22 protein-coding genes are annotated in these 24,761 nt (G+C 71.1%); 13 read left to right on the top strand and 9 right to left on the bottom strand.

Features of this window, described 5'->3' with window-relative positions; all coding sequences use genetic code 11:
- Nucleotides 1-10 precede the first annotated feature (10 nt).
- Complete coding sequence (locus tag OG738_RS11010) at nucleotides 11-640, top strand: PadR family transcriptional regulator (RefSeq protein ID WP_329053347.1); 630 nt, start codon at nucleotides 11-13, stop codon at nucleotides 638-640.
- A 6-nt stretch (nucleotides 641-646) separates the two neighbouring features.
- Nucleotides 647-1,306, top strand: a complete 660-nt coding sequence (locus tag OG738_RS11005; protein ID WP_329053346.1) for a class I SAM-dependent methyltransferase — start codon at nucleotides 647-649, stop codon at nucleotides 1,304-1,306.
- 42 nt (nucleotides 1,307-1,348) lie between these two features.
- Here OG738_RS11005 and OG738_RS11000 read toward each other — a convergent pair whose 3' ends face one another.
- A complete protein-coding gene (locus tag OG738_RS11000; RefSeq protein ID WP_329053344.1) occupies nucleotides 1,349-2,107 on the bottom strand; it encodes an SDR family NAD(P)-dependent oxidoreductase in 759 nt (252 codons plus the stop codon).
- Between the two features lie 184 nt (nucleotides 2,108-2,291).
- Between OG738_RS11000 and OG738_RS10995 the strand changes: the two genes are divergently transcribed.
- The 3 genes from OG738_RS10995 (at nucleotide 2,292) to OG738_RS10985 (ending at nucleotide 5,892) form a co-directional block, all read left to right on the top strand.
- Nucleotides 2,292-3,596 (top strand): UDP-glucose dehydrogenase family protein, encoded by a 1,305-nt coding sequence (locus OG738_RS10995; protein ID WP_329053343.1) that lies wholly within the window; start codon nucleotides 2,292-2,294, stop codon nucleotides 3,594-3,596.
- 123 nt (nucleotides 3,597-3,719) lie between these two features.
- Nucleotides 3,720-4,112: a VOC family protein gene (locus tag OG738_RS10990; RefSeq protein ID WP_329053342.1), complete on the top strand. Its 393-nt coding sequence runs from the start codon at nucleotides 3,720-3,722 to the stop codon at nucleotides 4,110-4,112.
- A gap of 13 nt (nucleotides 4,113-4,125) precedes the next feature.
- Nucleotides 4,126-5,892, top strand: coding sequence for a gamma-glutamyltransferase family protein (locus OG738_RS10985; RefSeq protein WP_329053340.1), 1,767 nt, complete (start codon nucleotides 4,126-4,128; stop codon nucleotides 5,890-5,892).
- Here the strand turns inward: OG738_RS10985 and OG738_RS10980 are convergent.
- The 3 genes from OG738_RS10980 to OG738_RS10970 are packed head-to-tail and all read right to left on the bottom strand — an operon-like array spanning nucleotide 5,889 to nucleotide 7,738.
- Nucleotides 5,889-6,284, bottom strand: coding sequence for a hypothetical protein (locus OG738_RS10980; protein ID WP_329053338.1), 396 nt, complete (start codon nucleotides 6,282-6,284; stop codon nucleotides 5,889-5,891). The genes OG738_RS10985 and OG738_RS10980 overlap by 4 nt on opposite strands.
- 46 nt (nucleotides 6,285-6,330) lie before the next feature.
- Entirely contained in the window at nucleotides 6,331-7,221 is an 891-nt protein-coding gene (locus tag OG738_RS10975; protein WP_329053336.1) for a VOC family protein, read from the bottom strand.
- Complete coding sequence (locus OG738_RS10970) at nucleotides 7,214-7,738, bottom strand: RNA polymerase sigma factor (protein ID WP_329053334.1); 525 nt, start codon at nucleotides 7,736-7,738, stop codon at nucleotides 7,214-7,216. Before OG738_RS10970 ends, OG738_RS10975 begins: the two co-directional genes overlap by 8 nt.
- Before the next feature lie 220 nt (nucleotides 7,739-7,958).
- On the opposite strand from OG738_RS10970, the gene OG738_RS10965 reads away from it, so the two are divergent.
- Both OG738_RS10965 and OG738_RS10960 read left to right on the top strand, forming a co-directional pair.
- Nucleotides 7,959-8,996 (top strand): helix-turn-helix domain-containing protein, encoded by a 1,038-nt coding sequence (locus OG738_RS10965; RefSeq protein ID WP_329053332.1) that lies wholly within the window; start codon nucleotides 7,959-7,961, stop codon nucleotides 8,994-8,996.
- A 19-nt stretch (nucleotides 8,997-9,015) separates the two neighbouring features.
- Nucleotides 9,016-9,216, top strand: a complete 201-nt coding sequence (locus OG738_RS10960) for a DUF397 domain-containing protein (RefSeq protein WP_329053331.1) — start codon at nucleotides 9,016-9,018, stop codon at nucleotides 9,214-9,216.
- Here the strand turns inward: OG738_RS10960 and OG738_RS10955 are convergent.
- On the bottom strand, nucleotides 9,182-10,606 hold the full coding sequence (locus OG738_RS10955) for an MFS transporter (protein ID WP_329053329.1): 1,425 nt from the start codon (nucleotides 10,604-10,606) through the stop codon (nucleotides 9,182-9,184). The genes OG738_RS10960 and OG738_RS10955 overlap by 35 nt on opposite strands.
- 101 nt (nucleotides 10,607-10,707) lie before the next feature.
- Here OG738_RS10955 and OG738_RS10950 point away from each other — a divergent pair, with 101 nt between their 5' ends.
- From OG738_RS10950 to OG738_RS10940, 3 genes are all read left to right on the top strand, one after another.
- Nucleotides 10,708-11,541 carry a helix-turn-helix transcriptional regulator gene (locus tag OG738_RS10950; RefSeq protein ID WP_329053327.1) on the top strand — a complete coding sequence of 278 codons (834 nt, stop codon included), beginning with the start codon at nucleotides 10,708-10,710 and terminating at the stop codon, nucleotides 11,539-11,541.
- A gap of 66 nt (nucleotides 11,542-11,607) precedes the next feature.
- Nucleotides 11,608-12,714, top strand: a complete 1,107-nt coding sequence (locus tag OG738_RS10945) for a sensor histidine kinase (RefSeq protein ID WP_329053325.1) — start codon at nucleotides 11,608-11,610, stop codon at nucleotides 12,712-12,714.
- A complete protein-coding gene (locus OG738_RS10940; RefSeq protein ID WP_329053323.1) occupies nucleotides 12,711-13,379 on the top strand; it encodes a response regulator transcription factor in 669 nt (222 codons plus the stop codon). Before OG738_RS10945 ends, OG738_RS10940 begins: the two co-directional genes overlap by 4 nt.
- A gap of 162 nt (nucleotides 13,380-13,541) precedes the next feature.
- On the opposite strand, the gene OG738_RS10935 is transcribed toward OG738_RS10940, so the two are convergent.
- Complete coding sequence (locus tag OG738_RS10935; RefSeq protein WP_329053321.1) at nucleotides 13,542-14,579, bottom strand: class I SAM-dependent methyltransferase; 1,038 nt, start codon at nucleotides 14,577-14,579, stop codon at nucleotides 13,542-13,544.
- A 250-nt stretch (nucleotides 14,580-14,829) separates the two neighbouring features.
- Here OG738_RS10935 and OG738_RS10930 point away from each other — a divergent pair, with 250 nt between their 5' ends.
- Nucleotides 14,830-16,092 (top strand): IS110 family transposase, encoded by a 1,263-nt coding sequence (locus tag OG738_RS10930; protein ID WP_329056577.1) that lies wholly within the window; start codon nucleotides 14,830-14,832, stop codon nucleotides 16,090-16,092.
- 52 nt (nucleotides 16,093-16,144) lie between these two features.
- Here OG738_RS10930 and OG738_RS10925 read toward each other — a convergent pair whose 3' ends face one another.
- Nucleotides 16,145-17,368 (bottom strand): DUF1707 domain-containing protein, encoded by a 1,224-nt coding sequence (locus OG738_RS10925; protein WP_329053319.1) that lies wholly within the window; start codon nucleotides 17,366-17,368, stop codon nucleotides 16,145-16,147.
- A gap of 163 nt (nucleotides 17,369-17,531) precedes the next feature.
- On the bottom strand, nucleotides 17,532-18,848 hold the full coding sequence (locus tag OG738_RS10920) for an alginate O-acetyltransferase AlgX-related protein (protein WP_329053316.1): 1,317 nt from the start codon (nucleotides 18,846-18,848) through the stop codon (nucleotides 17,532-17,534).
- A 55-nt stretch (nucleotides 18,849-18,903) separates the two neighbouring features.
- On the opposite strand from OG738_RS10920, the gene OG738_RS10915 reads away from it, so the two are divergent.
- Together OG738_RS10915 and OG738_RS10910 are read left to right on the top strand one after the other, a co-directional pair.
- Nucleotides 18,904-20,319 (top strand): SAM-dependent methyltransferase, encoded by a 1,416-nt coding sequence (locus tag OG738_RS10915; protein WP_442875886.1) that lies wholly within the window; start codon nucleotides 18,904-18,906, stop codon nucleotides 20,317-20,319.
- Between the two features lie 43 nt (nucleotides 20,320-20,362).
- Nucleotides 20,363-23,548, top strand: a complete 3,186-nt coding sequence (locus OG738_RS10910) for a glycosyltransferase (protein WP_329053315.1) — start codon at nucleotides 20,363-20,365, stop codon at nucleotides 23,546-23,548.
- Here OG738_RS10910 and OG738_RS10905 read toward each other — a convergent pair whose 3' ends face one another.
- Nucleotides 23,549-24,682, bottom strand: a complete 1,134-nt coding sequence (locus OG738_RS10905) for a hypothetical protein (RefSeq protein ID WP_329053313.1) — start codon at nucleotides 24,680-24,682, stop codon at nucleotides 23,549-23,551. It abuts the gene before it with no gap.
- Nucleotides 24,683-24,761 lie beyond the last annotated feature (79 nt).

The following is a 24,761-nucleotide window of genomic DNA, read 5'->3' as shown; positions in this document are numbered from 1 at the left end:
AGGAGTCGGCATGAAGAAGCGGAAGGTCGCCAGCATGCTGGGCCTGGCCGTGCTGTCCGTCGCGCTGGAACGCGCGATGCACCCGTACGAAATGGCGGCCGTGCTCAAGCAGCGCGGCAAGGACGCCGACATGCCGATCAAGTGGGGCTCGCTCTACACGGTCGTCGCGAACCTCGAAAAGCACGGCTTGTTGGAGGCCGTCGAGAGCGTCAAGGACGGCGGGCGGCCCGAGCGGACCGTCTACCGGATCACGCCGGCCGGGCGTGAGGAGTTCGAGGACTGGGTCCGCGAGCTCGTCGGCACGGTCGAGAAGGAGCCACCGCGGTTCCGGTCCGGGCTGTCGATGGTGGGCGTTCTCGGGCCGGACCAGACGATCAGCCTGCTCCGGCAGCGGCTCGGGCAGCTCGACGAGCACGTCGAGGCACAGCGAGCGGCCCTGGAGCGGCTGCGGGCGGTCATGCCGCGGCTGTTCGTGGTCGAGGTCGAGTACGACATCGCGATGACGGAAGCCGAAGGGCGCTGGGTGCGCGGCTTCCTCGAAGAACTGACCACTGGCGCGTTGCCGGGCATCGACGCCTGGCGGCGCTTTCACGAAACCGGCGAATTCCCGGACGACCTGGGGGAGTTCGTGGAGAGGTAGGAACCGATGGAGACGACACGCAAGCACCGGGTGCCCGAGATGGAAGGCTTTCAGGCACGCTGGTACGCCAAGAACCGCGGCACCGAGCCGCAGCTCGCGCAGTACCGGCGGCAGGCCGCCGAGGTCACGTCCGGGCTGAGGGACGGCGCCGACATCCTGGAGGTGGCGCCCGGGCCGGGCTTCTTCGCCGTCGAGCTGGCGAAGCGCGGCTTCCACGTCACCGGGCTCGACATCAGCCACACGATGACGGAAATCGCTTCGGAAGAGGCGCGGAAGGCAGGAGTGGACGTCGACTTCCGGCAGGGCGACGTCACGCACGCGCCGTTCGCGGACGGGTCGTTCGACTTCGTGGTCTGCCAGGCGGCGTTCAAGAACTTCCGGCAGCCGGTGACCGCGCTGAACGAGATGCACCGACTGCTGCGCCCGGGCGGGTTCGCGGTGATCCACGACCTCAACCACGAGGCCACCGGCGCGGATATCGATCGCGAGGTCGCCGGGATGAACGTCGGCGTCGTCAGCGGGTTCACCGTGCGGCAGACGCTCGGGTGGCTGCGGCGCCGGGCGTTCACGCGCGAGCAGTTCGAAGCGCTGGCCGCGGAGAGCGCTTTCGGCGGCTGCTCGGTGACGACCGACGGCATCGGCCTCGAGGTCCGCCTCACCCGCTGAGCACGACCGCCGGGGCACGCGAAGTGCCCCGGCGGCGGCGGGTCAGCGCGGGGCCATCCGCAGCGAGCCGTCCATGCGGACGACCTCGCCGTTCAGGTAGTCGTGGTCGATGAGCGACAGCGCGAGCTGCGCGTACTCGTCCGGCCGCGCGAGCCGCTTCGGGAACGGGATGCCGGCGGCGAGCGACGCGCGGAACTCGTCGCTGACCGTGGCCAGCATCGGGGTGTCGACGATGCCCGGCGCGATGGTCAGCACGCGGATGCCGTGCGAGGCCAGGTCGCGGGCCGCGGGGAGCGTCATGCCGACGACGCCGCCCTTGGACGACGAGTAGGCGACCTGCCCGATCTGGCCGTCGAACGCGGCGATGGACGCGGTGTTGATGACGACGCCGCGGGCGTCGTCCTCGAGCGGCTCCGTCTTCGCGATCGCCTCGGCCGCGACGGTCAGGACGTTGAACGTGCCGATCAGGTTGATCTGGATGACCTTCGCGTACAGCGCGAGGTCGTGGCGGCCCTTCTTGGACAGGATCCGCGCGGACGGCCCGATGCCGGCGCAGTTCACGACGGTCCGCAGCGGCACGCCGGAACCCGCCGCGGTCGCGACGGCGGCCTCGACCTGGTCGACGTCGGTCACGTCGGCCTCGACGTAGGTGATGCCGTCGACCTGCTCGGCCTTCTCGATGGACGGCGCCAGGTCCAGCGCGAACACCCGCGCGCCCTTCGCCGCGAGGGCCTTCGCCGTCGCCCCGCCGAGGCCGGACGCGCCCCCGGTGACGAGCGCCGCGGTGTCGGTGATCTGCATCTGTGCGGTTCCCTTCGCTGCTCCGATTCCCACCCAGGTTAACGCTCGTTCGCACGGGCGATTCGTGTGCTCGCTCACCGGCCGCAAACTGCTGTTAACGCACCTCCGCGGTGTCGCATGGAGTACTCACCCGTGTCCGGTTCCGTTAGCGCGGTGGTCAACTCCGGCTGTCACCTTCAGCACCATGACACCAGCTCGGATCGTGGTGGTAGGTACCGGTTACGTCGGCTTGACCACGGGGGCCTGCCTGGCCAGTCTGGGTCATCGCGTCACGTGCGTGGACGTCGACCGCGCGAAGGTGTCCCGGCTGAGCGCCGGGCGCGTCGACATCCTCGAACCGGGGCTGGCCGATCTGGTCGCCCGCGGGATCTCGGCCGGCCGTCTCCAGTTCGTCGTCGGCGCGCGGGACGCGGTCCGCGACGCGGAAGCCGTGTTTCTTTGCGTCCCGACGCCCATGGGCGCCGGCGGCTCCGCGGACCTGCGCGCGGTCGAAGCCGTGGCCGCCGAGATCGGCGACGTCCTGCCCGCCGGCTGCGCGCTGGTCACCAAGTCGACCGTGCCGGTCGGCACGTCGAAGCGGATCGAGGAGATGCTCGGGCGGACCGACGTGCCGGTGGTGTCGAACCCCGAGTTCCTCCGCGAAGGCACCGCGGTCGCGGACTTCCTGGGCCCGGACCGGATCGTCGTCGGCTCGGACGACTTCGCCGCCGCGCACTGGGTCGGTGAGCTGTACGCCGAGCTGGCCGCCCCGGTCGTCGTCGCCGACGCCGCCAGCGCCGAACTGGTCAAGTACGCCGCGAACTGCTACCTCGCGCTGAAGCTGTCCTACGTCAACTCGATCGCCGAGCTGTGCGAACGGCTCGGCGCGGACATCAACCTCGTCACCGAGGGCATGGGCTACGACCGGCGGATCGGGCGGACGTTCCTCAAGCCGGGCCCGGGCTGGGGCGGCTCGTGCCTGCCGAAGGACACCAGCGCGCTGGTCAAGGTCGCCGAGTCGGTGAACTACGACTTCAAGATGCTGACGTCGGCGATCGACGAGAACATCGCCCAGCGCGACCGGATCGTCGCGAAGATCGCCGGTGCGGTCGGCGGCACCCTGGCCGGCGCCCGGATCGGCGTGCTGGGCCTGGCGTTCAAGGCGGGTACGAACGACCTGCGCGACTCGCCCGCGCTCGCCGTGTCCTCGGTGCTCTGTGCGCTGGGCGCCGAGCTGGTCGCCTACGACCCGGCCGTCGACGGCGAAATCGACGGGATGACCGTGGTCGACGACGCCTACCAGGTCGCGAAGGACGCGGACGTCGTCGTCGTGCTGACCGAGTGGGCCGAGTTCAAGCACCTCGACTGGGCCGCGATGGCCGAGCTGATGGAGGGCATCGACGTCGTCGACACGCGGAACCTGCTGGACCCGCGGGTGGTCGTCGACGCCGGGCTGTCCTGGCAGGGCGTCGGGCGGCCGCGGGCGGCGGCGCGGATCAAGGTTTCCTGAGGGCTCGCTCTTGGCTAGGCTGGCCGCACGGCATCGCGTGTCGGTCACCGGCTGGGTGAGGCATGGAGGTGGCGGGAGTGCCCCGGAGGCATTTCGCTCGTGTCTGTTTCCGTTTCCGTTGAATTGAACCATCTGATCGTCCCGTCCCGGAACAATCGGGAATCCGCCGAATTCCTGGCGAACCTGCTCGGCCTCGAAGTCGGGGAAGAATGGGGTCCGTTCATCCCCGTCGAGACGCGCAACGGCGTCCGGCTGGACTTCGCGACCATCCCCGAGCAGGACCTCCGCCTGCAGCATTACTGCTTCCTGATCCCGGAGGACGACTTCGCCGCCGTCTTCGCGCGGCTCGTCGAAACGGGCGTGCCCTACCACGCCGATCCGCAAGGCAAGCAGGTCGGCGAATTCAACCACAACCACGGCGGCCGTGGCGTCTATTTCCTCGATCCCGGTGGGAACGGGATGGAAATCATCACGCAGCCGTACGAGCCGGAGCGGCGGCGCCCGGCGAGCTGGTAGTTACCATCGGGGCATGTTCACGACGAGGCCGGAACTGACCGGCACCTTCGGGATGGTGGCATCGACGCACTGGCTGGCTTCGGCCACCGGGATGGCGGTGCTGGAAGACGGCGGCAACGCGTTCGACGCGGCGGTCGCGGCCGGCTTCGTCCTCCAGGTCGCCGAGCCGCACCTGTGCGGCCCGGCGGGCCAGGTGCCCGGCCTCTTCGTGACGGCGGACGACCCGACCCCGCGGGCACTGGCCGGTCAAGGCCCGGCGCCCGCGGGGGCCACGGCGTCGCAGTTCGCCTCTCTGGGGTTGGACCTGATCCCGGGCAGCGGTCTCCTCCCGGCGACGGTCCCCGGCGCCTGGGACGGCTGGCTCCTGCTGCTTCGCGACTACGGCACGAAGTCGCTTCGCTCGGTGCTGTCGTACGCGATCGGCTACGCCCGCAACGGCGTCCCGCTGGTGTCGCGAGTCGGGGACACGATCCAGGCCGTCTCGCGGTTGTTCACCGAGCATTGGCCGACGTCGGCGGCGTTGTGGATGCCGCACGGCAAGCCGGCGTCCGGCCTGCACCGGAACCCGGTAGTGGCGGACACCTGGGAGCGGCTGCTGCGGGAGGCGGAAGCCGTCTCGGGGCGCGAGGCGCAGCTCGACGCGGGACGCCGTGCCTGGTCACAGGGTTTCGTCGCCGAAGCGATCGATGCGTTCAGCCGGCAGGCGTTCCGCGACGACTCCGGCCGCGACCACGCGGGCCTGCTGACCGGCGACGACCTCGCGTCGTGGTCGGCGTCGTACGAAGACCCGGCGTTCGTGGACGTCGACGACTGGCGCCTGGTCAAGATGGGCGGCTGGACGCAGGGCCCGGCATTGCTGCAGCAGGCGCTGCTCCTGCACGGCCTCCGCGACGAACTGTCCTTTGTGGACGGCGTCGCGTCGGAGCGCACGGTGCACCTGGCGACCGAGGCGGCGAAGCTGGCGTTCGCGGACCGCGAGGCCTGGTACGGCGACACGGACGTGCCGCTGGACGTGCTGCTTTCCGCGTCGTACACCGATGCCCGGCGTGCGTTGATCACCGACACGGCTTCTGCTTCGCTCCGCCCCGGGGACGCCGGCGGCCCCGCGCGCCTCCCGGCGATCCTGGACTCGCTGCAGGGAATCCAGGCGGAAGGCGGCGCGACCGGCGAGCCGACGGTCGGCCCCCAGGGCCAGACCCGCGGCGACACGGTCCACCTGGACGTCGTCGATGCGGCGGGCAATCTGGTCTCGCTGACCCCGTCGGGCGGCTGGCTGCAGTCGAGCCCGACGATCCCGGCGCTGGGCTTCTGCCTGGACTCGCGCGGACAGATGTTCTGGCTGGAACAAGGACTGCCGAACTCCCTGGCACCCGGCAAGCGCCCCCGGATCACGCTGTCACCGTCACTGGCCCTGCGCGACGGCGTCCCGACGCTGGCGTTCGGCACCCCGGGCGGCGACCAGCAGGACCAGTGGCAGCTGTGCTTCTGGCTGGCCCACGTGTACGGCGGCCTGAATCTCCAGGAGTCGATCGACGCCCCCGCCTGGCACACGACGGCGTTCCCGAGTTCGTTCTACCCGCGCTCGTGGAACCCGCGCGAGCTGGTGGTGGAGTCCCGGCTGGGAGCGTCCACTTTGGACGCCCTGCGCGAGCGTGGCCATGCGGTGGTGGACGCGGGCGACTGGGCCCTGGGCCGCCTCTCGGCCGTCTCCCGCACCGACGGTCTCCTTCGCGCAGCGGCGAACGCCCGGGGAATGCAGGGCTACGCGGCGGGCCGTTAAAGCGTCAGAGAGGCCCACCCGCCGCCCTCGGCGAGCAAGGTACGCACACCCTGGGCGTGGTCGGCGAACCCGGCGAGATCTCGGTGCAGCATCTCGGCCCGTTCGTCGTCGAGCGGCCGGGTGTCGCCCTGCCACAGCTTCCACGTCCAGCTCGCGGCGAGGTACATCGACCGCAGCAGCGCGGCGACGTCGGCGGACTGCGAACCACCGGCGGCCAGGTAGCCGGCGAGGATCTCGTCGCAGGCGCCCGTCAGCTCCCGCAGCCCCCGCACCGCCTCGGCCGGACTGCCGTCCCAGTCCGGCCGAGGCCATGGCGACGACCCGAGTTCGAGCCACAGCCGCCATCCGGCGGTCAGCTCGGCGTGGTCACGCGGCGCCCATTGCCCGGCCATGCCTTCGAGTGTGCGCCCGCGAGGATGGCCCGGGGGAGGGGATTCGTCACTCCGCCGGCTGCTGCCAGAGGTAGAACTCGATGCCCTGGTTGTCCGTGCAGTCGGCCGTCAGGCCGTACGGGTGCGTCTCGATCTCGCCCGCCTGGCCGCCCTGCTCGCGCACCCGCGTCAGGGCCGCGGCGAGGTCGTCGACCGCGTACATCAGCTTCCAGCCGACCTGGCGGCCCGGGCCGCCCCACAGGCCGCCCTGCAGGCCGTGGCCCCGGATGTTCCACGCCGTCGCCTGCGAGCCCGGCGTGAACTCCCAGCCGAGGACCGCGCCGTAGAACGTCTTCGCGGGCGTGTCGTCCGGGACCTGGAACGTGAAGTACATGGTCTCGCCCTGCTTCGGCGAGGCAGCGGCGGCGGGCTTGGGCGTCGCCTGCGAGACCAGCCAGCGCTGGCCGAACGGGTCGCGGAACGAGCCGCCGCGGCCGTACGGCGAGTCGCTCACCGCGCGGATCAGCGTCGCGCCCAGATCGAGCGCGCGGGCCACGCTGACGTCCGCGTCCGGGACCTCCACCCACACCGACGCGCCACCCTCGCGCGGCGCGACGTGCCCGATCTCCGGGTGCTCCTCGGCAAGCATGAGGACCGCGTCGCCGATGGCCAACTCGGCGTGCCCGATGCGGCCGTCGTCCATGACGATCGGGTCCCCGCGCCGCACCGCGCCGAAGACGTCGACGTAGAAGTCGAGCGCGGCCCGCGCGTCGGACACGGCCAGGTAAGGCGTCAGCGAACGCAGTTCGGCGTCGGTGGCCGGCGCCTCGGAGGTGGTGGTCATCTCGGCTCCGTTCAAGAGGACGCGACGCAGGTCGTCGCGCAGTTCGGCGGCGAAGTCCGGGTCGGGCTCGACCCGCTCGGAGGGACGGCGAAGCGCGTCGAAAGGCTCAGGCATCGCGACCCTCCTTCTCCTCGTAGGCACGCCGGAACGCGGCACGGGCCCGCACGAGCAACGCCTCGGTGGCGTGCACGCTGCGTCCCAGGTGGCCGGCGACCTCGGGCACACCGAGGCCGTCGACGTACCGCAGGGTCAGGGCCGCGCGGTGGTGCGGCCCGAGGGATTCGAGCACCTGTCTCGCGCGCAGGGCGTCGAGCTGCTCGTCCCACGGGTCCTCGACGTCCGGTGCGCTGTCGTGCACCAGCCGCAGCCCGCGTTCCTCACGTTCTGTGCGCCGCCAGTGGTCGGCGAGCTTGTGCCGGGCGACGCCGATCAGCCACCCGGTGCTCACTGGAGGTGCGTACTCCTTGCGACAGGCGGCGACCGCCCCGAGGAACGTCTCCGAAGTGAGTTCCTCGGCGAGCGTGCGGTCACCGCATCGGGACAGCAGGTACCCGTAGACCTCCGGCAGGGCCGTCTCGTACAGCCCGAGCAGCGCGAAGGCCGGGTCCGGTCGCACCCGAGGTTCCGTCACACCCTCATAGTCGTCCGGCACGCGACTTTTCCGACGGGTGAACCTTTGCTTTTTTCGGCGGCCAGGTCACCCGGATGGTGACGACGTGGTCCCGCCGCCCCGGGAAGAGCCGGTAGACGGAGACGACGAAGGTCCCCGGCCGGGCGCGCTTGCGGGACAGGTAGTCGTGCGCGCAGGCGGTCCCGTACCGGACGGTCCACCCCTGGTACCGGTCGCTCCGGTGCTCGAGGACAAACCCCATGTCATCGACGAGTTCGGTGTACTCATGTACCCGGCGGTCGTCGACCTCGCGCCGGTATTCGAGTTCGTGGGGGTAGCCGTACCTGTCCATGACCTGCAGGTTCTCGACGCAAGTCAGCGCGACACGGCCCGCACACGGGAATCCCACATCGGCACACCCGGCCTACGATTCGTGGTTGATCGACAGCGAGGGGTGACCACCATGGATCGGCCGACCAAGCCGAACTACCGGCGACGCCAGCTCGGCCGCACCCTGCGCAAGCTACGCGAGGCGGCCGGGCTGAGCCAAGAGGACGCGGGCCGCCCGCTGCGGTTCTCCAGTTCGAAGATGAGCCGGATCGAGCAGGGGTTCATCCCGGGCTACAACGACTTCCTCGCGCTGCTCGACCGCTACGGGATCATCAGCTCGGACTACGGCGAGTACGTGCGGATGTTCGACTACGCCAAGGAGAAGGGCTGGTGGCACGCCTTCGGCTTGAGCGGCCGCGGATTCATCAGTGTCGAGGCCGAGGCGGCCTGGGTGCAGACCTACCAGCTGGGATTTGTGCCCGGCTTGCTGCAGACGGAGAGCTACATGCGCGCGACCTTCGCCGGTGCGCGCGATCCTTTCGAGGGTGACGAGCTGGAGAAGCAGATCGAGGTCAGGCAGCGGCGGCAGCGCAGGCTGTTCGAGGAGCCGGTCCTGCAGGTGCACGCGATCGTCGACGAGGGGGCCTTGCGCCGGGAGCCGTGCGACCGCGAACAGCTGCGGCACCTGCTCGGCATGTCGCGCCGGGCCAATGTCCGGCTGCAGGTGATTCCGCTGTCGTCGGGCTCGCACGACGGTCTCTACAGCAACTTCATCGTGACCGGGTTCCCCGATCCGGCCGAGTCCGACCTGGCCTACGTCGAATACTGTTTCGGCTCGCTGCAGATCGAGAAGGAGGCGGAAGTGCGCGCTGCTAGGCTGCTTTTCGGCCATCTCGCCGATCTTGCGCTGGACGAGGAGGACTCCCGGACGCTGATCGCCGAGCTGTGATCAATCGGAGGCGAGCAACTTGGCGATCTGGCGCAAGAGCAGCTACAGCGGTGGTTCCGGCCAGGAAGGCGATTGCGTGGAGGTTGCGTTCACCGGCGCCACCATCGCCACCCGGGACTCGAAAGCCCCCACGGCCGGGGCACTCGAGATGCCGCCGGCCGCGTGGTCCGCCTTCCTCTCCGCCGTCACACCCGGGGGTCCGGCAAGCGCCGCGCGGTGATCGCGACCACCGTCGCCAGCACCGCCACCAGCCCGATCACCACCGCGAACGCGTCGCGGCTCCCGAGCGAGCCCGAAAGCGCCGCGTACAGACTCCCCAAAGTCGCGACACCCAAAGCCAGCGACGTCTGCTGATTCGTCGTCATCACGCCCGAGCCCACCCCGGCCAGGTCCGTCGGCACGTGGGACAGCACGATCCGGAACAACGTCGTCATCGCCAGCGCGTTCCCGACGCCGATCGCCACCATCGACGGCGCCAGGTCGAGCACCGTCACGTGTGGCCAGGCCGACAGCGTCGTGCACAGCAGCACCACCATGCCGATCGCCGTGATCGCGCCTCCGATGGGTACGACCTTCTGGCCGTAGCGGGTCACCAGGCGGCTGCTCAGCATCGACACCGTGAAGTACGCGACCGCCAGCGGCGTCAGCGCGGCGCCGGCGCCCAGCGGGCCGAAGTGCAGGCCCTCCTGCAGGGTCATCGCGAACACGAACATGAACGAGCCGAACGCGCCGAAGAACGGGATCGCCACCATCAGCCCGCTCCGGACGCTCGGCAGGCGCATCACCGACGGCGGCAGCAGCGGCGTGCCACCCAGCCGCTCCAGGCGGCGCTCCACGTGCACGAACGTCGCGGCCGAAACGGGCGAGAGCGCCAGCAGGACGATCGACCAGGCCGGCCAGCCCAGCGCGCGGCCCTCCATCAGCGGGACCAGCAACGCCAGCAGGGTCGTCGCCAGCAGGAGCGTGCCGAGGCGGTCGACGCCCAGCGGGTCGTGCGCGCGGCTTTCCGGCAGCCGGCGGGCCAGCACCAGCACCACCAGCCCGATCGGCACGTTCACCAGGAAGATCGGCCGCCAGCCGGTGCCGAACACGTCCGCCGCCACCAGGGCGCCGCCGAGCAGCTGGCCGACGATCGTCGAGATGCCGCCCGTCGCGCCGTAGAGGCCCAATGCGCGTGAACGCTCTTCGCCGGACGTCGTCGCCTGGATGATCGACAGGACCTGCGGCAGCAGCAACGCCGACGCCGCCCCCTGCGCGGCGCGGGCGATCACCAGCGTGGTCGCCGTCGGGGCGATTCCGCAGGCCAGGGACGTCAACGTGAACAGCCACAGGCCGATGAAGAACAGCCGGCGCCTGCCGAGCGAGTCGCCGAGGCGGCCGCCGACCACCAACAGCACCGCGTACGCGATGCCGTACGCCGCCACCACCAGCTCGAGGGTCGCCGTGGACGCGTGGAGGTCGGCATCGATCGTCGGGAGCGCGACGTTGACGATGAAGAAGTCGATGATCGGCAGCGCCGCCCCCAGCAGCACCGTGACCAGGCCGGCGGGGGTCAGTCCCGGCCGGGCCGGGGCGCCGAGGGTGCTCGGCGCGAGTTGAGTCGTGGTCATGGGTACTACGATCGACCCGAACTTAACCTGGTACCAGTTGTTCTTTATCCGGGTACTGTCACTACCTGGTACCAGGTTCGGGCTCGTGCGATCCTGGCACCATGACCACCGCCGTCGAATCCGACCTCCGCCGGCAAGAGCTGGCGAGGTTCCTGCGCAGCCGGCGTGAACGGATCACGCCCGAGCAGGTCGGCCTTCCGCTGCTGGGCCGCCGCCGGACGCCGGGGCTGCGCCGCGAAGAGGTCGCGCAGCTCGCCGGCGTCGGGGTCACCTGGTACACGTGGCTCGAGCAGGGCCGCGACATCAACGCGTCCGAGCAGGTGCTGCAGGCGATTGCGCGCACGCTGCGCCTCGACCCGCACGAGCACACCCACCTCTTCCGGCTGGCCGGCGCGCCCGAGCCGGAGAGCGAGAAGGACTGCCAGGTCCTCTCGCCGCAGCTGGAGCTGATGCTGAAGAAGCTCGAGCCGTACCCGGTCGCGGTGCGCAACGCCCGCTGCGACCTCCTCGGCTACAACCGCGGCTACACCTGGCTGATGGGCGACGTCGACGCGATCCCGTTCGAGGACCGCAACACCCTGGTCCAGTGCCTGCTCAACCCGGAGTGGCGCAAGCGGATGCTGGACTGGGACACGAACATCCCGCGCGTGATCGCGTCCTTCCGCGCGGCGATGGCCGAGCACGTCGCCGAACCCGCGTGGAAGAACCTGGTCAAGCGGCTCAAGGCGGAGTCGCCGCTGTTCGCCGAGCTGTGGCCGCACCACGACGTCAACTCCGAGCCGATCCGCACGAAGCGGTACCTGCACCCGGACGTCGGCCTGCTGCAGTTCAACTTCACCTACCTGTACTACGGCCGCCGCTCGGAGATCACGGTGTCGACCTACACCCCGGCCGACGAGGCGACGGCGGCGAAGCTGCCCCTCATGTTCGACTGACGACGTACGTGGACTGTCGCTCCGTGACGGACGCGCCGCCCGGCCGTGGGCGGTAGCTTTCGCGGCATGAGATGGCCGCCGTGGGTAGGACGCGTGGTGCGCACGGTCGTCGTCCTCGGGTTCGTGCTCGGAGCGACCAGCGCGTCTTCGCGGTGGCAGCCCGGCTCGACGCCGCTGACGTCGCTGGGCGCCGCGTGGCTCGCCGCGACCGTGCTGACGCTGTTGCTCGTCCATCGCTTCCCGCTGACGCTCTTCCTGGTCACGGCCGCCTCGGCGTTCGGCTACTACGCGTCCGGCCTGCCGGGCGGGCCGGTCATCCTCGTGCCGACCATCGCGCTGTTCGTGCTGACCCGGCAACGAGGGCCGCTCACCGCGGGCTGTACCGGCGCCGCCGCGCTCGCCGCCGCCTACGTCGCGCACGTCGTCACGACCAGGTCGTTCACGCTCGCGGCCGGCGCCGCGTTCGTCGTCGTGTGGCAGATCGCCGTCATCGGGGTCGGGACCGCCGTCCGCTACCAGCTCGACGCGCTCGCCGCCCGCCGCGAGCAGGCGAACGAGCACCGGCACCGGCTCGCCGAGCAGGAACGGCTGCGGATCGCGCGCGAGGTGCACGACGTCGTCGCGCACAGCCTCGCCATGATCAACGTCCAGGCGGGCGTCGCCGCGCACGTGGCCGACCGGCGGCCCGAGCAGGCGAAGGAGGCGCTGCTCAACATCAAGGCGGCCAGCGCGTCCGCGCTCAACGACCTGCGTGCCACCCTGGCCGTGCTCCGCTCGGGCGAGGACAAGGCGCCCGCGCCGAGCCTCGCCCAGGCCGCCGAGCTGCTGGATCACGCGCGCGACGCCGGGCTCACGGTCGACGTCCACGGCGCGGCCGGCGACCTCCCGGCGCCGGTGGACGCCGCCGCCTACCGCATCCTGCAGGAGTCGCTGACGAACGTCGTGCGGCACGCCGACCAGCCGAAACACGTCGACGTCCGGTTCGAACGCCGGACCGGGACCTTCACGATGAAGGTGCGTGACGACGGCCGCGGCACCAGCGAACCGACGCCGGGCCACGGCCTGCGGGGCATGTCCGAACGCGCTGCCGCACTCGGCGGGCAGTGCACCGCCGGGCCGCTCGAGGGCGGTTTCGAAGTGCGCGTCGAGCTACCGATCGAGGGAGAAGCATGATCCGCGTCCTGCTGGCCGACGACCAGATCCTGGTCCGCGCCGGGTTCCGCGTGCTGCTGGAGACCGAAGACGGCTTCGAGGTCGTCGGCGAGGCGGGCGACGGCGAGCAAGCGGTCGCCGGAGCGGTCGAGCACAAGCCGGACATCGTGGTGATGGACGTCCGGATGCCCGGTGTCGACGGCCTCGAAGCCACCCGCCGGATCACCGCGAACCCCGACCTCGCCGGGACGAAGGTGCTGGTCCTGACCACTTTCGACGTCGACGAGTACGTCTACGAAGCCCTGCGCGCGGGCGCCAGCGGGTTCCTGCTGAAGGACACCGAGCCGGTCGAGCTGCTGCGCGCGCTGCGGGTGGTGGCGAGCGGGGAGGCGCTGCTGGCGCCGACGGTGACGCGGCGGCTGATCCAGGAGTTCGTCGGCCGCCCGGAAAACCGGCGCATCGACACCAGCGCGGTCCGCCAGATCACCGACCGCGAGCGCGAGGTGCTGGGCCTGGTGGCGGGCGGGATGTCGAACGACGAGATCGCCGCCCACCTGGTGATCTCGACGGCGACCGCGCGTACTCACGTCAGCCGCATCATGACGAAGATCGGCGCCCGCGACCGGGCACAGCTGGTGGTGCTGGCCTACGAGTCGGGGCTGGTCACCCCGCGTCACTCCGCCTGACGCGGCGCACCACGCGGAATGCCCGGACCAGGAACACCACCGCGAGGACGGCGACCAGGCAGATCCAGACCATGACGCCTCCTCTCGGATCCGATGCTCTGCTCAGAGGGCGTCCGAAGGGGGGAGGGCGTTCACCGACACGGCCTAAGTCACACCTTCGGGCTACCCGGCGACCTTCTGCAGCCAGATGTTCCCGCCGGAGTTGCCGGCCAGCTCGGGGATCCGGCTCTCCAGCAGGTCCCGGTGGTGGGCCCACATGAACTGCTGGTACCAGCGGACCTCGAACCGCCGGTTGTACATCAGGAACGCCCGGAGCAGGTAGTCCTCCTGCCACGCGCGGCCTTCGACCAGCCAGTCCATCGGGTACTCGAACGGGAAGAAGACGTCGTGGACGTGCACCCACACGCCGTCGTTCAGGCGGGGCAGCACCTCGAAGAACAGGTGGTTGACGTCCGAGCCCGCCTTGACCACGTGGGTCGAGTCGATGAACAGCACGTCACCGGCCTCGAGCCGGTCGTACGTCTCCAGCGGGACGTCCTGCACCGCCTGGTCGAGGACTCGGACGCCTTCCTCGTCGCCCGGCCGGAACAGGCTCTGCAGCAGCTGCGGGTACGGCTCGATACAGGTCAGCTCCAGCTCCGGGAGCCAGCCGTCGGCCGTGTCGAGCGTCATCGCCGTCGAATAGCCCGAGCCGACCTCGATCATCCGCTTCGGGCGGAGGTGGCGCAGCATCGTGTGCAGGATGATCGCGTCCGACCACGAGTACGCGGTGTTCTCGTAGAAGTACCGGTGCTTCTCGGTGCGCTCGGCGGTGAACGGCAGCTCACCCGCGAGGTCCGCGAGCGTGCCGAACAGCTCGATCTGCTCCGCTTCCCGCAGGTCGACGGCGGCGGGGCGGGCATTGACGTCGAACATCGACGCGGCCCGGTTCCCGATCTCCTCCTTGGAGGCGAACGGCGAGTAGAAGTGCCCCGGCGGCACCCACGTGCGGTACTGCTCCTCGAACGCCTGCTTCTCCTCGAGGACCTCCGCGTGCCGCGCCAGCAGCTCGTCGTGGTGGTTCATCAGGCTGTCGTAGCGCGCGGACAGCTGGTCGAGGCGCGCCGTCAGCCTGCTCTCGCGGACCTCGAGGTCGTCGTACGACTTCCGGGCGACGGCGTAGCGCTTGACCAGCTTGCGGAGCCGTTTCTCCAGCTCCATGTCAGAAGCTCCCGTCTGTTTCGCAGGCTTCACGGGGCTGGGAAGATGGGGTGGGCCGCTCGGTAAGCCGGTTGGACTGTGATGCGGTGAGAGCTCGAATGTCAGAATGGTGATGGAGGTCCGCTCCGGGACTACGGTTTGTGCCAGACCGGCGGTGCGCCGCCGCACGAGCACGTGTGTCAGTTTCGCTGCTTCCCGGGACCTCTCCGAGCGGCCCACCCAGGACGACAGGACCGATGGGTGGTACATCATGACAAAATCGTCGGCGCGGGACGAGGTGCTGTACCTGCGCGCTGCGGGTGTGGATGTCGGCAAACGGTTCGTGATGGCATGCGTACGCACCCCGGACCCGCGCCGGGCAGGCCGATGGCTGCTGGAGACCGAACGGTTCGACACCACCGCCGGGGCCATCCGGGACCTGCGTGACTGGCTGACCGAACACGCAGTCGAAATCGTTGCCCTGGAAGCCACCTCGGACTACTGGCGTGCGGTGTATTACCCGCTGCAGGACGCCGGGCTGAACCTGATGCTGGTCAACCCCGCCCACCTGCGCGGGATCAAGGGCCGCAAGACCGACCCATCGGATGCGGCGTTCCTGGCCCGCGCCGCCGCCTCGGGAATGGTGCTGGCCTCCTTCGTACCCGACCGCGCGATCCGCGAACTGCGGGAACTGACCCGCCGCCGCACCGAAATCCGCGCCGACCGCGGCCGCGAAATCCAACGACTGGAAAAAGAACTCGAGGACAGCGGCCTCAAACTGACCAGCGTCCTGACCGACGTCACCGGAGTCAGCTCGCGGCGGATCCTGGCCGCATTGATCGACGGCGAACGCGACCCCGCCACACTGGCCGAGCTGGCCCTCAGCCACGCCCGCGCCAAGATCCCCGCCCTCACCGTGGCGCTGGAGGGCACGTTCACCGACCACCACGCTTTCATGTGCCGGCACTTCCTCACCCAGATCGACCACCTCGCCGAACTGGTCACCGAACTGGACATGCGGATCGCCGACCTGATGCGCGACCGCGACCGGGACCTGAACAACCTCGACACCATCCCCGGCATCGGGCGCACCGCCGCCGAGATCATCATCAGCGAGACCGGTGGAGACATGGCCCCGTTCGCCACCGCCGCGCACCTGGCCTCCTGGATCGGCGTCTGCCCCGGCCTCAACGAATCGGCCGGGGTGAACAAATCCGGCCACACCCGCCACGGCAACGCCAACCTCAAACGCATCCTCGGTACCGCCGCCATGGCCGCGATCAAGCAAAAGAACTCCTACTACGCCGTCTACTACCGGCGCCTCGCCGCCCGCCGCGGCCGGCAACGAGCCCTGGTCGCCGTCATGCACAAACTCACCATCGCGATCTGGCACATCCTGACCGACAAGGTCACCCACCACGACCTGGGCGCCGACTACTTCACCCGCCGCGACCCCCAGCGCACCATGCACCAGATCGTCAAGCAGGCCAACGCCCTGGGCATGACCGTCCGCTTCGACCCGATCCCAGCCTGACGCAGGACCCCAACAACCACACACCGACCAGCGAATCGCACTCATCTTCGTGTCAGTTGTTCGTGCGTTCGGTCGGGGGCGCCTTCTGGACCTGCGCGGCGAGCAGGGTCTTGAACGAGCTGAGCGTGGCGTCCTTGTCCGTGCCGTACGCGTCGACGATGATCACCCGGCTGTACAGGACGTACACCGCGCGGTAGACCGTCTGGCCACCGCCGTCCGGCGCGGCGAACACCGGCACGCCGTGCAGCGACAGGTCGCGGCTGGCGGTCAGGCCGCCTTCCTGCTGGGCGTTCGCGTACTCCTGGGCCACCGGGGTCGTGGACTGCTTGTCCGGCATTTCGAGCGCGTACAGGCCGAGCGTGACGTCGCCGTCGGTCGTGGTCTTGAGCAGGCCGTCGGTCATGCCGCCCTGCTTGAGCCGCTCGGTCACCGTGGGCGGCAGGAACTTCGCCGACTCCAGCTTCGCGATGTCGAACGAGCCCCCGCCGGCGCGGGTCTTGCCCGCCGGGGTCACCAGGGCCGAGGAGTTGTCCTCCGGCTCGGCCTTGGCGGCCGGCGGCTCCGGCAGCGGCTTGGTCGTCGGCACCGGCGGCGGCTGCTGGCTGGTGCTCTGCTGGGCGACCGGGGTGTCGCCATTGTTCTTGATGAACAGCGCCCAGACGCCGAACGCGAGGCCCACGACCACGACCACGCCGAGCGCGATGAACGCGATCTTCTTGCCCTTGCCGGACGACGGCTGGGTCTGGAACGTCTCCGGGCCCTGGCTGATCCAGCCCGCGTTCGAGTTGTTCGACGGGCCCAGCGGCGGGAACTCCGAGCCGCCCCACGGCGGGCTGACGTCCTGCGGGGCCGCACCCCACGGGTCCGGCTGCTGCTGCGGCCGGGCGAACCCGCTGGGGGGCGAGGGCTGGCTGTACTGCGGCTGCCCCATCGGCTGGGGGAACCCGCCCGACGGCGAGTTCGGGTGCTGCTGCCACGGCTGCACGACCTGGGTGCGCTCGCCGCCCGCGTCCGCGGACGACACGACCTGTGTGGCGTCGGCCGAGCCGGCCGGCTGGTCGGGGGCGGGCTGCTGCCGCGAAGGCGGCGACACCGGCGTGATGATCTGGGTTTCCGCGGCGGTCGACGGCTGCCCGGGGGCCTGCTGCGGTTGGCTGTCGCCGGCTGTCACGGCCATGCTCAGCACACGATCACGCCGGGTCCGGTACTCGTCCGCGGTCAGGCTCCCCGCTGCGAGCTCCTCGTCCAGCCTGCGCAGCTCTTCCTGCCAGGTCACCCCGGTACCCCCTTCGGGTAGTTCGTCCCGAATCCATGCGAACGTGCGGGTGCGCGGCCGGACACCCTCCTGGCCGCACGCAGTCATTGTGCACGGGTGTCCTTACCCGTCGGCGCCCACCACCCCGTCGTTACCGGCGCGAGTCGCGAGGCGACCGGCGAGGTCAGCGCGGGTGCTGGGCGAGCACGTTCGCCAGCTCCCCGATCGTCTGGTCGCGCAGCAGCGCCGACGACCCGCCGGTGACGCTGCGCTCGACGAATTCGAAGGTGACGACGTCCCGGTCGGCGAACATCTCGGCCAGCTGGGCCGCGTTGCCCTCCGCCACGGTGTCGCTGTGGACGATGGTGACGTCCTGGCAGGTCGCGGCCAGGTACGGCGTCGCGAACTGGGTGAAGGAGTCGGCCACGATCTCGACCTTCGGGGCGATCGAGCCGACCGGCCGCGCGCCGTCCGGCTGCGTCAGGTGCAGCGGGGAGCGGAAGTCGCTGGCGATGTAGCGGGTGCGGTCCGCGCCGCCGTCGGTGCTGAGGCTGTAGGTCGGCAGCTGCCGCTGCTCGGTGCGGCCGAGCACGCGGGCCAGGTCCGCCGGCCACGGCCGGACGCCGTCGGGTGCGGCCCGCCAGTTCGTCGTGCTGCCGGGGGTGATCGCCTGGCCCAGCGCGTACGTCATGACCAGGCCGCCGTCGTACGACCAGTGCGTGTCGTTCGAGTCGTAGAGCGGCCGGCCCAGCCGCTTCTTGGCGTCGGCGAGCGCGGGACGCAGGTCCAGCGCGCCGGTCTCGCGCGGCACGCGGTTCCAGAAGTCGGTGGTCCTGGCCTGGGCGCAGGCCTTGCCGACGTAGTCGTCCGGCAGGTGCGACGGCTCTTCGGTGTACTTGTCCGGCGCGAAGAGCAGCACGAACTTGCGCCCGGAGTTCTCGACCGCCGCGCGCAGCCGCTGCAGCGCGGAGACGACGTGGTCGAGGTCCATCACCGGACGGCACTTCGCGTTGACGTCTTCGCCGAGGTACAGCCAGCCGTCCTTGCCCGGGATCACCTGCGGGTAGACGTACCCGGGGACGTCGCCGGTGCCGGCCGGGTGCTGGCCCTGGTCGATGCCGACGGTGTCGTGGTTGGTGCCCTGCCCGGAGCCGGGCGGGTCGCCGAAGACGCCGGTGCCGATGCCGTCCGCGGCCTGGACGCCGGCCTGCCGCAGCGGCAGGTGGTCGGTGGCCCAGCCGGTCAGCCCGGTGAAGAACCCCCAGCCGTCGCCGAGGCTGGGGAACGGCCGCAGCGGCCGGTTCTCGAACGCCGTCGGCTGCACGCCGACGACCCAGAGCAGCACCGGGGCCAGGAAGAAGACGATCGCGCACGTCAGCGCCGTGCGCTGCCGGCTGCTGTGCCGCGGGCGGTAGAGGTTGTGCTCCTTGGGGAGCCACGACTCCGGCGTCAGCGGCAGTTTCCCGTCGGCGGGTGACTGCGGACGGAGTCGGGACGGCACGCCCGTATCCTAGCGCCGGGCCGGAGCCGGACGAGCCGGAACCGGGGATGCGGGGATGGCGATGGGCGACCGGGGACCCGGCTACGAGCAGCGCCTGGCGCGCGAGCGGGAGACGTTCGCCGGCCAGGTCGAGGTGCACGGCAACCTGCCGCCGTCGGCGCACCACTGGTCCGCCCGGCACCTGCGGCCGAAGCTCGAAGCACTCGGCGTCACGGACATCGACGAGCTGATCACCGGCGAGATCGCCCGGCGCGCGGAGCGGCTCGAGCGGGACGTCGTCGTGCTCTCGCTCGGCAGCGGCAACGGCGACCAGGAGCTCGGCTGGCTGCGCACGCTGGCCGCGGCCGGGCGGCACAACGTGCGGCTGCGGCTGCTGGAGCTGAACCCCGACATGCAGGCCCGCGCCGAGGCGTCGGCGCGGGAACTGGGCTTCGCCGACCGGGTCGAGCTGATCACCGCCGACTTCAACACCTGGCGCGCCGACACCGCCCACGACGTCGTCGTCGGCTACCAGGCACTGCACCACGTCCTCGACCTCGAGCACCTCTACGGCCAGATCCGTGCGGGGCTGGACCCCGATGGCGTCCTCGTCGTCCACGACATGATCGGGCGCAACGGCCACCGCCGGTGGCCCGAGGCGCTGGAAGTCGTGGACCGGATCTGGGCGACGCTGCCGCCGCGGCTGCGGCGCAACGCCATGACCGGCGCCGTCGACGAGCAGTTCGTCGACATCGACTGCGCGGCCGACGGCTTCGAGGGCATCCGCGCCCAGGACGTGCTCCCGGTGCTGCTCGACCACCTGCACCCGAGCCTCTTCTTCCCGTACGGCAACGTGATCGACCCGTTCATCGACCGGATCTACGGCCCCTCCTTCGACCTCGCCGAGCCCGCCGACGTCCGCCTGCTCGACGACCTCGGCGTCCTCGACGACACCCTCGTCGACCTGGGCGTCGTCAGCCCGACGCACCTCGTCGGCCTCTTCCACCCGACGGCACAGCCGCTGCGCGTCCACGGCTCGCGGACGCCGGAGCGGTCCGTGCGCGACACCCACGTCGTCGACCCGGCCGGGCGCGTGTCGTTCCGGCCCGGCGGCACTCCCGGGGAGCGGCTGGTGCGCGGTGCCGGCGTCGTGACCGGCCGGATGAACGGTGTCGCCCACGACGACTGGGCCGCGCCGTCGGTCGAGTTCCCGCTCCTCACCACGGCGGCGATCGGCGCGCTCGAGCTGCGGACCTTCGTCCCCGACGACTCCACCGACCACGGCAGCGTGACGATCGCGGTCGACGGCGTGCCGGTCGCGAAGGCGGACGTCGGCCCGGGCCTGCGCGAGCAGGTCGTGCCGGTCCCGATCGACGCGCACCGGCAGGTCCGGCTGTCGTTCGACGCCGACTGGTCGATCACCGCCGGTTCCGGCGCCGACCGGCGGACGCTGGCCTACATCCTGGTCGGGCTGCGCCTCGTCGAAAGGTGAGGCCCGCCCCGGCGGCCCTGTTCGGACGGCTAATCTGCCCGCCATGGGCAAGGGGACGAACGGCGAGCGGCTGATCGAGTGGACCGGCGAGCGGTGCGTGCCGTGGACCGACGACCTCCAGGTGATCTACGAGCACTACCACCGCTACGCGTTCGCCGCCCGGTTCGTCGCCGGCAAGCGGGTCCTCGACCTGGCCAGTGGTGAGGGCTACGGCAGCGCGCTGATGGCGAAGCCGGCCGCGGCGGTCGTGGGCCTCGAGCTGGACCCGGTCACCGTCGAGCACGCCGGGAAGAACTACCCGGGCGTCCGCTTCGAGGCCGGTTCGATCACCGACCCCACCGCCCTCGACGGCGAGAAGTTCGACGTCATCACCTGCTTCGAGGCGATCGAGCACGTCGACGAGCAGGACCGGCTGATGGAGCTGGTCCGCAACCGGCTCACGCCGTCCGGGATCTTCCTGTGCAGCACGCCGGACGTCGAGGTCTACTCCCACGACCACGGCAACGAGAACCCGTACCACGTGCACGAGCTGACCGGGACGGCGTTCCGGTCGCTGCTGGCGAACAGCTTCGAGCACGTCGTCGTGCTGCGCCAGAACGTCGCCGTCGGGTCGCTGATCCACGACGGCGGCGCGGGCACCGGCGCCGAGGTGCTCACCCTGCGGCCGGACGAGGCGGACGGCTGGGTCGTCGAGCCGGGAGCGCCGCACACCTACTTCGTCTCCGTCGCGTCGGCCGAGCCGGTCGAGGTGCCTTCGACGTCGGCCATGCTCGACCCGAAGCTGACGCTCGTCGCGCGCGCCGCGGCCGAAGCCGGGCGGCTCCAGGCGGAGCTGGCCCGCACGGAAGCCGAGCGCGAGCGTGCGTCGGCCGCCGAGGCCCGCCTGACCGCCGAGCTGGCCGACGCCACCGCCACCGGACGGCAGGCCGCCGCCGAGCGCGACGAGGCGATCGACCAGGCCGGCCGCGCGCGTGAGGAACGTCGTCGAGCGGCCGAAGAGCTGAACCTCCTCAAGCGCAAGGCCGGCTACGACACCGAACGTCTCGCGTGGCTGGCCGGCAACAACACCGGGCTCGCCGAGACGGTCGGCCGGCTCGCCGCGGAGAACGAGAAGCTCCGCGCGGAGACTTCCGCCCTCGCGCAGCGGCTGATCGGCAAGTACCGGGGGTCGATCGAGAAGTTCGCCCCGCGCGGCACGCGACGGCGCGACCTCTACGAGACGGCGCTGGGACGGCAGGCGGGTTCGGCCCCGGCCACGCCGCCGGTGCCCGGTCCGGTCGCGGTGACCACCAGCGACCAGCCGATCGTCAGCGTCGTCATCCCGGTCTACGGCAACTGGGCCTACACCCGGACCTGCCTCGACTCGATCCAGCGGCACCTGCCCGCGACGCCGTTCGAGGTGATCGTCGTCGACGACGCCTCCCGCGACGACTCGGCCGACCGCGTCGCCGGCTGCGCCGGGGTCCGGCTGGTGCGCGCACCGAAGAACCTCGGGTTCGTCGGGGCCTGCAACCTGGGCGCCGAGCACGCGCGCGGCGACTTCGTCTTCTTCCTCAACAACGACACCGAGGTCCGCCCGGGCTGGCTCGACGAACTGGTCGCCGTGGTCGAGTCCCGGCCCGACGTCGGGCTCGTCGGCTCGAAGCTGGTCTACCCGGACGGCCGCCTGCAGGAGTGCGGCGGCATCATCTGGGCCGACGGCACCGGCTGGAACTACGGCAGGCTGCAGTCGCCGGACGCACCGTGGTTCCAGGCCCTGCGGGACGTCGACTACTGCTCGGGCGCGGCCATCCTGGTCCGCCGCGAGCTGTTCGAGCGCATCGGCGGCTTCGACAAGCGCTTCGCACCCGCGTACTACGAGGACACCGACCTCGCGTTCGCCGTGCGGGCGGCCGGGTACCGCACGATGGTGCAGCCCGCGTCGGTCGTCGTGCACCACGAAGGCATCACGAACGGCACGGACGTCTCGTCCGGCGTGAAACGCCACCAGGAGCTCAACCGCGGCGTCTTCGTCGACAAGTGGAGCGTCCAGCTGCGCGACCACTTCCCCGAGGCGAGCCCGCGCGCGGTCTGGGCCGGCCGGCAGCGCACGAAGGACGGCCACCGCGGCGGCACCGTGCTCGTCGTCGACCACCAGGTGCCGATGCCGGACAAGGACTCCGGCTCGGTGCGGATGTTCCGCATCCTCGAGCTGCTGGTCGGCCTCGGCCACCGGGTCGTGTTCATGCCGCTCAACAACGCGCTCCCCGAGCCGTACGCGGACGCGCTGTACCGCGCGGGCGTCACGGTGGTGACCGGGCTCGGCGAGCAGCAGGAGTTCCTGCGCGACGCCGGCCCGGACCTGCGGCTCACGATCCTGTCGCGGCCGCACGTCGCCTGGCAGCTGCTGGAGCAGGTCCGCGAGCACGCGCCGGACTGCGTGATCGCCTACGACACGGTCGACCTGCACTTCGTCCGGCTCAACCGCCAGGCCGACCTGGCCGCGCGGCTCGGCGACACCCGCGAGGAGCTGACGCTGCGGCGGCGGGCCGAAGTGCTGCGCGAATCCGAGCTCGGCCTCACCCGCGCCACCGACGTCACGTTCACCGTGTCCGATGTGGAGCGTGCGCTGCTGCGGGAGCTGGTGCCCTCGGCGCGCGTCGAGGTGCTGTCCAACGTGCACTACGCCGACGGCGTGCCGGCGGCCCCGGACGGCCGCTCGGGCGTGCTCTTCGTCGGCAGCTTCGACCACCTGCCCAACCGGGACGCGGCGCGGTGGCTCGTCACCGAGATCATGCCGCTCGTGCGCCGCCGCCGTCCCGACGCCGTGGCGCGGATCGTCGGCAGCAACCCGCCGCGGGAGATGTTCGACCTCGCAGGCGAAGGCGTCGACGTCCGAGGCTGGGTCCCGGACCTCGACAGCGCTTACCGGGAGGCCCGGGTCGTCGTCGCGCCGTTGCGCTTCGGCGCCGGGGTGAAGGGAAAGCTGGGGGAGAGCCTCGGGTACGGCGTGCCCGCGGTCGTCACCCCGCTGGCCGCCGAGGGCATGCACCTGACGCACGGGCTCGACGTCCTCGTCGGCGGCACGGCCGAGGAGCTCGCCGAGGAGATCGGCAACCTGCTCGAGGACGACAAGCTGTGGCAGCGGCTCTCCGAAGAGGGCAAGACCGTGGTGGACCGCCTGTTCGGCGCGGACGTCGCCCGCCGCACCCTGGCCGCGCTGCTCGACCAGCCGGCGGACCCGGCCTGATCAGCTGGGTGGGAGCGCTTTCCGGAACACCGCAACCGCGTTGTCCAGGCTGGTCTTCAGCTCGTTCTTGTCCTTGTCGAACGGCCGCGACGCCCAGATCACCAGTGCGACCTTGCCCGAGGTGTACCAGGTGCCGTCCATCCGCCGGTCGCCGTTGCGGCCGGTGACGACCTGCGGGTCGGCGGCGAGCGGGGCGAACCCGCCGGCGTCGGCGGCCGCGCGCAGGTAGTCGACGACGGCCTTCGCGTCCTCGGGGGAGTCGGTGGGGAGTGCGAAGGCGAGGTACCCCGTGTCGCCGGTCGACGAGCCGCGGTAGACGAACTGCGTGACGCCGTGCTGCGAGAAGACCTGGGCGCTCTCCTTGGGGTACAGGTTCAGGTCCAGGCCCTTGGCCAGCGACATCGTCGAGCTCTCCGGATACTGCTTGCCGGGCAGCGGCGGGACCTGGTCCTCCAGCTGCGGCTGGGCGACGGCGGCCGGGGGTTGCGGCACGAACGTGGAGAGCGGGTCGGGCTTCGGGTCGTCCTTCCCGAGCCACATCGTCGCGCCGACGATCATGCCGAGCACCACGAGGACGCCGAGCGTGATGAACGGCCAGGTCGTCCAGGAGCGCCCGGCCGACGGGCCGTCACCGCCGCCGAAGCGGTGCTTGCCCGGCGGCTCCTCCGGTCCGGCGTCCCGCGGCGGCTGGCGGGTTTCGCCGCGGGGCGGCGTGATCGGCGGGAACCGGCTGCCCGGTTCCTGCCCGGCCGGCCCGTCGATGCGCAAGTAGCGGGTGGGGACGATGTCGGCGGGGCTCGGCGCGGTGGTCATGTGGTCCGGGATGGCCGGCACCGGGCTCGAGCCCACGGTCGCCGGCAGCCCGGTGCGCTGCCACGGCGGGTGGGGCTTCTGGTGCGGCACCGCGGGCCGCGGCGATTCGATGCGCTGCGGCGGCGGTGCCGGGTGGCTGGCCGGGTTCGCGCTCCGCCAGTTGTCACCCGGACGGCGTAACGGTGAAGGGACAGGTGAGGGCACGGTCGAACCGGAGGCCTGTGCGAGCAGCTCGTCACGCTGTTTGCGGTGGTCAGCGGGCTCGATGCGGCCTTCGGCAAGCTCCGAGTCGAGACGGCGAAGCTCTTCCTGCCAGCTCATCCTTGGACCCCCATCCACCATTCGGGGCATCAGTCTGGCACGTGCGGCCGACCTGCGAGGTTGCGGTTCGAGGTTGATC

It is taken from the genome of Amycolatopsis sp. NBC_01488, from assembly GCF_036227105.1.
Lineage (GTDB): Bacteria > Actinomycetota > Actinomycetes > Mycobacteriales > Pseudonocardiaceae > Amycolatopsis.
Note: the sequence above shows the minus strand (reverse complement) of the source record. Positions and strands in the feature narration are given on the sequence as shown.